Raw genomic sequence first — 10,369 nt, 5'->3', positions numbered from 1 at the left:
TTTTAATATGAGTATCCATTGTATATCTCCTGTGCAGAAAAAGTATTTCAGTCTCAAGTGGGAGCAGGCATTGTTACACAGGGCTTTATTCAGGATCACTACACCTGTTACACATGATGTCGTAAGCCGCTGGCAACAGCTGGTAAGCAGGCATGGTATACTGAGAACGGTCAGTACTTATACCAATAATGTCAGCATACCTTTCCAGGAAGTGACGGAAGAAGACCAAACAGATTTGATAGTTATTGCAGATAAGGGTAATGACGAAGCAGCTGTTATTAGCGAATGGCTGCGTGTATCAGCGCCTGATGATGCCAGGATCAGGCTGGTCATATTTAATGACAATAAAGGAGTGCCGGCTTATCTGGGTATAATAGCTCCTACGGTATGGCTTGATAGCTGGTCCCTACGTTTTCTTGTACAACAGTTAATTACTACGAATGCAGGGGAGGAAGATCCATTGCAGTTCATTCAGTACGTAGAATGGCTGGAAAGCACAGCAGGGGAGAATACAGCACTTCCTCAGGACCAGGAGCAGGAACTTATACAGACCAACGGAACGCTTACACTACAGGAAGGGCCGGGTAAAGCGCTACATGCTTCCTATATCACCACAGACCTGAAAGCAGATAATGCACTGCTGCATCAACTGGAACAGGTAGCCATACAACAAAACATTACACCTGCTGATATCTGGTATTGGGCATGGACAAACGTGACCGCTCTTTACCTGAAGCAAGGTACAGGCGCAGCCGCTTATATATCATCCGGTCGTCTGTTTGACGAGTTTAAACAGATCCCCGGTCCTTTTGCGAAAGGAATCTACGGTAGTTTCCGTAAGGAAGAAGCTGCAGATGTTGTACGACTGAAGGAAAAGCGGGAACGTTTTGATCTGTACCGGGAACAATTTGAAACTGATACTACCCATAGTAATTGTACCTGTAGTTTTGAATACCTGGAACGGGATCATTTCGCGGCAGGAGTACTGGCAGAGATGCCGGTTTGCGTAGAGAGTCTTTCCTGTCATGAGCCGTTTATACTGTCTTTTTTTGCAGAAGATACCGCTGCTTCGACCAGGATAGTATTACAGGCAGATCAAAACGCTATCACTGCGGTTTCATTGGAATGGGTCCGGCAGACCTTACTGGATCATGTTACCTGTTTCATATCAGGAAAGACAACAGGCAGGGCGGATATACCGCCACTGTTCGGTGCACAGATCCCTTTTGAGTTTGTACCTGTTACAGACGTTTTTATGGCGACTGCCGGTCGTTATCCTGATCATATTGCACTGGAATGGGATGGAGGGAGTATGAGTTACCAGGAGCTACTCGGGCAATCAAGACAAGTGGCGGAAGTATTGATTGTGCAACACGGCATACAGCCGGGCGACAGGGTATTGATCAATATGGCCCGTACTGAGCAATTATTGCCTGTTATCTGGGGCGTGATGTTTAGCGGAGCGACTTATATACCGGCGGATAAACAGTATCCTGAGGCCAGGATTAAATATATCATGCAACAGTCTGAAGCTAAACTGGCTATCACAGATGATGCTGGTACAGACAGGAGTATCACTCCGGAAAAACTGTTCAAAGCGGCCTCCCTTATTGAAATCAACAGGCAGCTTCCCCGCTGGCAGCCGGAGATGCCGGTTTATATACTGTATACATCGGGCACAACGGGGCAGCCCAAAGGTTGTGTTATTACTATGAGTAACCTGCAGCACTATACCCGTTGGGCTGGATACTACTATTTCTCCAATCATCCCTCCGGTACAATGCCATTGTTTACGCCAATTGCATTTGACCTGACTGTTACATCTGTGTTTTGCACGCTGTTAAGAGGAGCGATACTTTATATATGTGCCGGGGACGCAGACGTAAGTACACATCTGCGGAATGCCTTCAGTACCATGACTGCCATCAAGCTGACGCCCTCGCATATTCGTATGCTGCCGCATCTCGGCATTATACATACCACTACAGATACCTGTATAGTGGGAGGAGAGGCATTGCTGGAAAGTGACATTGCCATTCTGCGTGCTTTGAACCCTGCAATGAGAATCTGCAATGAATACGGTCCTACAGAGTGCACGGTGGGATGTATTGTATGGGACGTGCCTGCATCATTTAACGATATATTGATAGGAAAGCCTATCAGCAATACAAGTGCCTGTATACTGGATGCGCAGATGGAGCCATGTACGCCTGGTATAGAAGGAGAGATATGGATTGGCGGCAGCACGGTGGGCGCAGGATATTTTCATGATGACGCAAAAACTGCCGCACGTTTTGTAAACGGCTTATACAAGACGGGTGATAAGGGGTACTGGCTGCCTGATGGCAATATATGTTGCATGGGACGTAATGACGACATGATCAAACTACGGGGCTACCGTATAGAGCGGGGTGAAATAACAGCCGTAATGCGCATTGTGGCCGGTGTAAATGATGCTTTTGTTATAATACGGAAGGAGGAACTGGTGGGCTATTATGCGGGTGCTCCGGAACTGGCTGCCACCATCAGGAAAGAGATGGAACAGCAGTTGCCGGCATATATGATACCTGTCAGCCTTATCGCGTTGGAGCGTTTCCCTGTGAATGTCAACGGCAAACTGGATATTGCTGCATTACCTTCTCCGGAGGAAATGCGCAGCAGAGAAGAGATCGTACTGCCCCGTACACCACAGGAAAAGATGCTGGCGGAGGTATGGGAGACACTATTGCAAAAGTCGCCGGTGGGTATTCATGATCACTTCCTTGGCATCGGTGGCGATTCCATAAAAGCCATTCAGGTAGTGGCGAAGATGAGAGAGAAAGGCTGGATGTTGCAGGTGGGAGATATACTCAGGTTCCCTACTATTTCACAACTCGTAAAATATCTGAAAGAAGCAGAGAATATGGCCGTGGATGAACTGGCAGAGGGTGGCGAGATACCGCTTACACCTTTACAGATCAAATTTTTCAGGGACAATACAACAGACCTGCATTATTATAACCAGTCTCTTTTACTGCAGGCGGCCGGTAAGGTAAATGTTGAAGATCTTAAAGCCGCGGTTGTCCGTTTATGGCAATGCCATGCAGCCCTGCGCACTGTTTTCCCTTTGTCGGGGGATGAGCGTATACAGCAGGTGCTACCTGCCGCTGTTTATATGGACGGGATCTTTACCGAACAGGAAGCCTTCGATCTGAGGGGACAGACACAATACTGGCAGCAACAGTTTGATCTGGAAGCCGGGCCACTGTTCCGTTGCATATTATTTCACGGAGAGGAACAGGATGAAGTGTTCCTGCTGGCGCATCACCTCATCGTTGATGGCGTATCATGGCGCATCATCCTGGAACAGTTATCCGGTAAAGGGATACAACAGGAGAACACATCAGGGTCTTATCTGAAATGGTCGCAGGCCTTGAGGAAAAGGACTGACAGTCTTACTGTACAGGAAATGTCCTATTGGATGGACATGGAAGCAAGGGCTGCAGAGGACTGGAATGGTCTGAAGCCAGTAGAGAAAACCTTCCGGCATTTTGATCACCTGCATGAGGAATTGGGCCTGGATACCACCCGGCAATTGCTGTCACTGCCTTTACATACCATGAACGTGACCATACAGGAAGTGCAGCTGGCCGCGCTGACCAGCGCCATACATGCATGGAGCGGCCGGTCAGCCGTTACCTTATACCTCGAGTCGCACGGCAGGAACAGTACGGAAGATGCTGCTTCCTTTGCTGAAACAGTGGGTTGGTTCACAATGAAATACCCGGTAGCATTGTCTTGTATTCCTGCAGAACATATGCGCAGTGGGATCCAGCAAACTATTGCTGCCCTGGAAAAGGTGCCTGGCAATGGAGAAGGGTATCTCTGTCAGCGCTACCTGGGTGAACTGCATGCAGGCAGTCAGGGCGCCGAACCTTTTATCACCTTCAACTACCTGGGACAACATGATACGGGTGAAGCGCCGGCTTTCACTATTCACCCGTTGTCGCCCCAGCAACAGAATGTAGGGCCTGACATTTACATGCCTTCAGCGCTCTACTTTACGCTGATCATTTCGGGAGGTACTCTGCAGATAAGTCTTTCTTATCACCGGTCATTATTTGCAAAAGATTCAGCTACACAGCTGCTTCGCAGGTATATCACATGTCTTGAAGAGTTCATTCCTGCATTAAGTGAATGGGGTGGCATTTTCAAAAAGAGGATAGCCGGGGCGGAAGCACTTGGACTGAATGAACAGGAATTGGAAGAGATCTTTAATTCACTTTAAATATGGGCAATTTAAAAAGTATACAGATATTGACTCCCCTGCAGGAGGGATTATTATTTCATGCCCTTGCTAATACAGACAGGCAGGCTTATTTTGAACAATACAGCTTTACGATGCCGGGCAGCATGGATGTAGAACGTTTCCGCAATAGCCTGGCAACCGTAATACAGCGTCATGATGCCCTACGGCTACGTTTTGTAGCCGACAAAGGGGTAAGGCCTGTACAGGTGATCATGGATGAAGTAAGGCCGGAACTGACATGTCAATCGCTGGAACAGGAAGAGCAGGTAAGGGCTTTCCTGCAGGCTGACAGGGAACGCGCTTTTGATATACTGGCAGATACCTTGTTCAGAGCCGCCATATTACATATAGGAGACAGCTCCCGCCTGGTGATCTCTTTCCACCATATTATACTGGATGGCTGGAGCTTTGCTATCGTGATGAACGAACTGATTGCCCTGTACCAGGGAAAGACGATAGTAAAAGACCCGGTATCATTTACAGGGGTGACAGATTATCTGTCCAGGCAACAACAGGATAAGGTAACACAATACTGGCTGGACCACCTTAATATAGAATCGGATTTTCTGCCCGGCACATTGACAGAATCCTTCATGCAGCCTTCTCTTAACATGGAGCAGGTATCGCTGCAGACAACATTCAGCGAAGCGTTGAGCGCTCAGCTGAAGCAGGCGGCAGCAACATTACAGGTGAGCATTAATTCCATCCTGTACGGCATCTGGGGCATACTCTTGTCGCGCTATTGCCGGCAGAAAAAGGTGATTGCCGGTCTTACTGTTTCAGGCAGGGAGATAGACATTAGGAATGCCAGCGATATCGTGGGCATGTGTATCAACACGGTACCATTTGCTTTCAATACAGATGATGATACGGGTATAGACGACTATTTCAGCAGCATTTCCAGCCGTTTTATCAGCAGTCTGCCATACCAGTATTGCTCTGTTCCCGACATCAGGCGTAAGGCCGGTGTGGATGTAGAATTGTTTGATCATGTGGTGGCCGTAGAAGACTATCCATATGATGAAACCGGACTGGCAGAGGGAAAGATTTTCGGATCGGAGGTATTTGACCGTACCAACTATCCTTTGTCGGTGCATATCTCTGCCGGTAAACAACTCTTGTGGCGTATCTCTTTCAACGTGGATAGATATCCGCAGGCCCTTATCCAACAAGTGCTGGATCACCTGCTTGTTATAGGTGAACAGATGGCGCAGGGTATCAATAAGGGTAAAAAGCTATCTGACATAAAAATATGGGGAGATAAAGGTACCAATGACCTGATCCATAGTTTCAATAATACTGACGGATATTTCCCGGCAGATAAGACATTGTTGTCATTCTACTATGAACTGCTGGAGAAGCATTCCCCGGTGAGGATTGAGGATGAAGAGCATCGCCTGTCCATTGATGACCTGGAGGCTTATAGTAATGCAGTACAGCATGCCCTGGCTCAGGCAGGCGTAGGAAGAGGTGATACGGTAGCGATATGCTGTAAGCGTTCTGTATGGCTGGAAGTAGCCATCATGTCTATATTGAAGCGGGCAGGTACTTATGTACCTATTGATCTGAGAATGCCGGAAGACCGTATAGGTTTTGTACTACAGGATGCCCATGTAAAGATCGTGTTGGGTTGGGGCGATCCGCTGATAACAACAACCGTTCCCTACATTGATATGGAAACGGTGATACAGGCGCCGGTGACGGACTACAGTCCGGTAATCATGCCGCTGGTAACCGATCCCGTTTATATTATCTATACCTCCGGTTCTACCGGCATGCCTAAGGGGGTGGTCGTAGAACATAGTGCTGTAGTGAACAGGATGTACTGGATGCAGCAGGACTTTCCTTTGTCGAAAGATGACTGCATCCTTCAGAAGACAAGTATTGGTTTCGATGTGTCTGTATGGGAATTGTTTCACTGGTTATTCTCTGGTTGTACCACCTTCTTTCTGGCGCCAGGTAAGGAAATCGAACCCTATGAGATCGTGCGTACTATCAAAGACCATCATGTAACGGTGACACACTTCGTGCCTTCCATGCTGGCCCTGTTTATGGAGACGGTTATCCACGAAAAGCTGGTGGACGACTGTGCTAAGCTGCGCCTCGTATTTGCCAGCGGAGAAGCGCTGTTGTACGCAGCTATGCAACAATTCAATGAGCATATCTATAAGCATACAGGCACCATCCTGGTAAACCTGTATGGGCCTACAGAAGCCACGGTTGACTGTACAGGCTTTACCTGTTCTCCCTGGAAGGAAGCATACAGGTATGTACCCATAGGGAAACCGCTGCTGAATACAAGGGCTTATATTCTTGATGAGCACCAGGCTTTATTGCCGCCATGGATAAGTGGGGAGCTGTGTATTGCCGGGACAGGGGTAGCCAGGGGATATATCGGCAGGGAACAACTAACTGCGGAAAAATTCGTGGCAGATCCATTTGTAGAAAATGCCCGCATGTATAAAACAGGCGACCTGGCCATGTGGAATGATGATGGTGAGCTCGTGTACCTCGGCAGGATAGACCAGCAGGTAAAACTGAACGGACAACGTATAGAACCCGGTGATATAGAAGCTAAACTGCTGTTGGTGGAGGGCATCAGGGAAGGCGTGGTATTGTTGATGAAAAGGGAAGATGGCGCATCCTTCCTGTATGCATTCTATACGGGAGAAGAAGTACCTGCTGCTGTTATCAGGGCAACAATGACGAAGCAGCTGCCGGTTTATATGATCCCCTCAGGTTTCAAACGCATAGACGAGATACCCCGCCTGAACAGCGGAAAGATCAATCGTAAGCAATTGACTGCTTTGCTGAAGGAACAGGAGGAACACGAACCAGTGAGCAGGAGATCAGGGTACGACGAGACAGCTACAAAACTGTTGCAGGTATGGGCGCAGGTGATTGGTCATGAGGTAGACCCTGAAAAGGACTTTTTCGCCAATGGCGCACATAGTCTGACAGCAGTCAGGATGATGTCTGCCATTAAGCGGAACTTCGGCATACAGATCTCCCTGCCGGATATTCTGCAACATGCTACGTTGGATAAGCTGTCGGCTTATATTAAAGCTGCGAGCCCTTTGAAGGCAGCCGCCATCACAAGTGCTGCGGCTCCGGACACACTGCCCCTGATGCCTTCACAGGAAAGTGTCTATGTATTGGACAGTCTGCCGGATATTGGCTTCAGCTATTATGTACCTGCCCTGATAAAACTGGGGCAGAAACCGGAAGAGCAGCGCTTACTGCTGGCAATAGCGCAGTTGCTGGCAAGGTATTCCGTGCTTCGTACCAGGTTCATTGAAAAGGACGAGCAGGTATTGCAGCAGATACTATCGGTGGAGGAAGTATATGATGCCTTTATACGCTCAGGCAGTATCAGGGCCATTGCATTGCCCCGCCTGTCTCCCGTACAGGCATTCAATGAACAAAGAGTGGTGATAGACATCAGCGAGGCGCCATTGTTCAGGTTGTACCTCTTACAGCACAATAATGCGTTTTATCTCCTGCTGGATGCGCACCATCTCATCACTGACGAGTTATCAAATACCATATTCGTAGCAGACCTGATGCGGCTGTATAGACAGGAGCCGGTGCAGGCTCCGGTGCTGCAGTATCATGATGTGGCCATGTGGTATCATAATACTTATCTGAAAGGTGAACTGTATCAGAAAGACAAAACATGGTGGAGTAAGTACCTGGAGGTTATACCTCCAATGCCATCCCTGCCTGCAGCGAAAGCCCATGATGGTTCTCCTTTTGAAGGAACGGTATTTCGCCCGGTATTGCCACCTGGCGTTGTACAGCGGATCAGGTCTTTGTCTGCAAAACTGGGGGTGACGGATTTCACGCTGATCTTCTCTGCTTTTCATATCACATTGTCTGGCTATACAGCAGATAACCGCCTGCTTTGCGGACTGCCGTTCTCCAACAGGATGACGGATGAAATGCAGGACGTGACCGGTTTTATGGTAAGCACACTGCCCTTTTATGCAAAGATGGACCCGGCAGCCTCATTCGGCGAATATGTACATGCGACAGGTATAGGCCTGGCACAGGTAATGGAACATTCCTGGTATCCGCCGGCGCATATATTGCGTGATAAACAGCTGTCAAGATATGGTAGTAAACACCCTTTAATCAATATCCTCTTTAACTATGTGGTAGCTGCAGAAGGAACATCCGCCCGGGAAGGGCTGGACCCTGCGGCTGAATCAGGCGCACGTTTTGACCTGAGCATTGAAATAACAGAGGTGGATAATACGTTCACACTTTCCTTTATTCATGCTACTCACCTGGTGGATGCGGCATTGGCTGTACACCTGTATAATGCTTTCTGTGCCTTATTGCAGTCTTCTCCTGTGTTGCAGGATTTGACTATTGCGGACCTGCAGGCCCTGACGCCTCCAATTGGCGCAGGTACAGGACCTGTGAGCCATGCAGCGCCGGCAATCGTACAGGTACCGGCAGATGTGGAGGAGAGAGTGGCGGATATATTCAAAGAGGTGCTGAAACTAAAAGCAGTATCACCGGAAGACGATTTCTTCCTGTCCGGCGGACAAAGCCTGCTGGCTATTAAGCTGGTGAGCAGGATAAGGGAGCAGTTCAATATACCCATCAGCTTATTTGATGTGTTCAGGCATCCCCGTCTGTATGATTTGGCTATGTATGTTGCTTCACAGCAGCACAGGGCTACGTACATCATTCCGCATGCAGGAGAACAGGCTTTCTATAGCGTATCGCCTTTGCAGCGTAGGTTATGGTTCCTGCAGCAGCGGGAGCCGGATAATATCTCCTACAATATGACCACCGCTTTCAAAGTATCAACGTCTTTGAAAAGAGATATACTGGAAGCTGCATTTGAAACCCTTGTACAGCGGCATGACCAGTTAAGGGCGGCTTTTGTATTACAGGAGAACGGTCCGGTAGTGAAGTTAGCAGAACTGCCTGAACCTTCAGTATACCTCACGTTCCTTAGCGGAGAGAGGTCTGTTGAAGAGATTATGGATCTGGCAAAAGTGTTCAGTAATACGCCTTTCAAAACGGATCAGGCGCCATTGTTCCGGGTGCTGATCATGGAAAAAGACAGTCAGCATTTCTATATGGTCATCAACCTGCATCACATCATCGCTGACGGCTGGTCTATAGGTGTATTGCTGTCAGACCTGTTGAACATTTATGAGGCTAAACTGGCAGGAACGGCCGCTTCGCTGGCGCCAATGCCATTACGCTATGTAGATATCGCACAATGGATGTCCGGTCAGTCGCAGGCTGCAATGGAAAGCGCGGCGGCCTACTGGCTGAAGAAGATCTCTTCAGGTATAGAACATGCTGTATTCCCTTATAAGACCTCTGATGATGAGATAGAGGGCATTACCATGCACCATATTCTGCCGGAACAGCTTGTGGAGAAAGTGTTACAGCTGGCGAGAAAATGGCAGGTTACAGATTTTCAGCTACTGTTATTTAGTTTTTCCTTGTTACAGGCAAGACTGTCGGGCAGCAATCATTTTGTAATAGGTAGCTCTGTTTCCGGAAGAACCAATATCAGCATGGAACCTGTGGTGGGATTCTTCGTGAATATGCTGCCGGTGGTGGTAAACGTCGACAGGCAGTCGGGTATCAGGAAAGCCTTGCAGGACTTCGCGACAGGTATAAGACAGGATATGCATCATATGGAGATCTCCTTCGATGAACTGTCTGCGCTGGTAAAAAAGGAAAGTGGTATACAGCTATCCGAGTACATCAATACCCGCTTTGTATATAATGACTTCGGTACAAAGGAGCGTAAGCAGAACAGTATTGAAGCAGAAGAGATAGAGGTGGTGATGGAAGGCAGCAAGTTTGACCTCAGTTTTACTGTACAGCCATACAGGAATACCTTGTCGCTCAATGTGGAATATAAAGCAGGGAAGTATACCAAAGCCGTGATTATCTCCTTTGTAAAGCAATGGGAACAGCTGCTGGAACGACTCTGTGAACAGGAAGAGGCGCAGATAGAAACGCTGCTTACCCATCACTGGGACGATACAGCGGTGAAGCTTAAATCGAAGTCGCACGAATTATTAAAAAGCATGAAAAAGTAAT

2 protein-coding genes are annotated in these 10,369 nt (G+C 48.1%); both read left to right on the top strand.

Translation table 11 applies throughout. The annotated features are described in order from the left end of the window. The first annotated feature begins 7 nt into the window (after nucleotides 1-7). Nucleotides 8-4,267 (top strand): AMP-binding protein, encoded by a 4,260-nt coding sequence (locus tag F3I09_RS24480; protein ID WP_149697689.1) that lies wholly within the window; start codon nucleotides 8-10, stop codon nucleotides 4,265-4,267. 2 nt (nucleotides 4,268-4,269) lie between these two features. Beyond that, a complete protein-coding gene (locus F3I09_RS24475; RefSeq protein WP_149697688.1) occupies nucleotides 4,270-10,368 on the top strand; it encodes a non-ribosomal peptide synthetase in 6,099 nt (2,032 codons plus the stop codon). Nucleotide 10,369 lies beyond the last annotated feature (1 nt).

It is taken from the genome of Chitinophaga sp. CF418 (assembly GCF_900142925.1).
Classification (GTDB): domain Bacteria; phylum Bacteroidota; class Bacteroidia; order Chitinophagales; family Chitinophagaceae; genus Chitinophaga.
The sequence above is the reverse complement of the archived record's forward strand: the minus strand, read 5'-3'. Positions and strand labels throughout refer to the sequence as shown.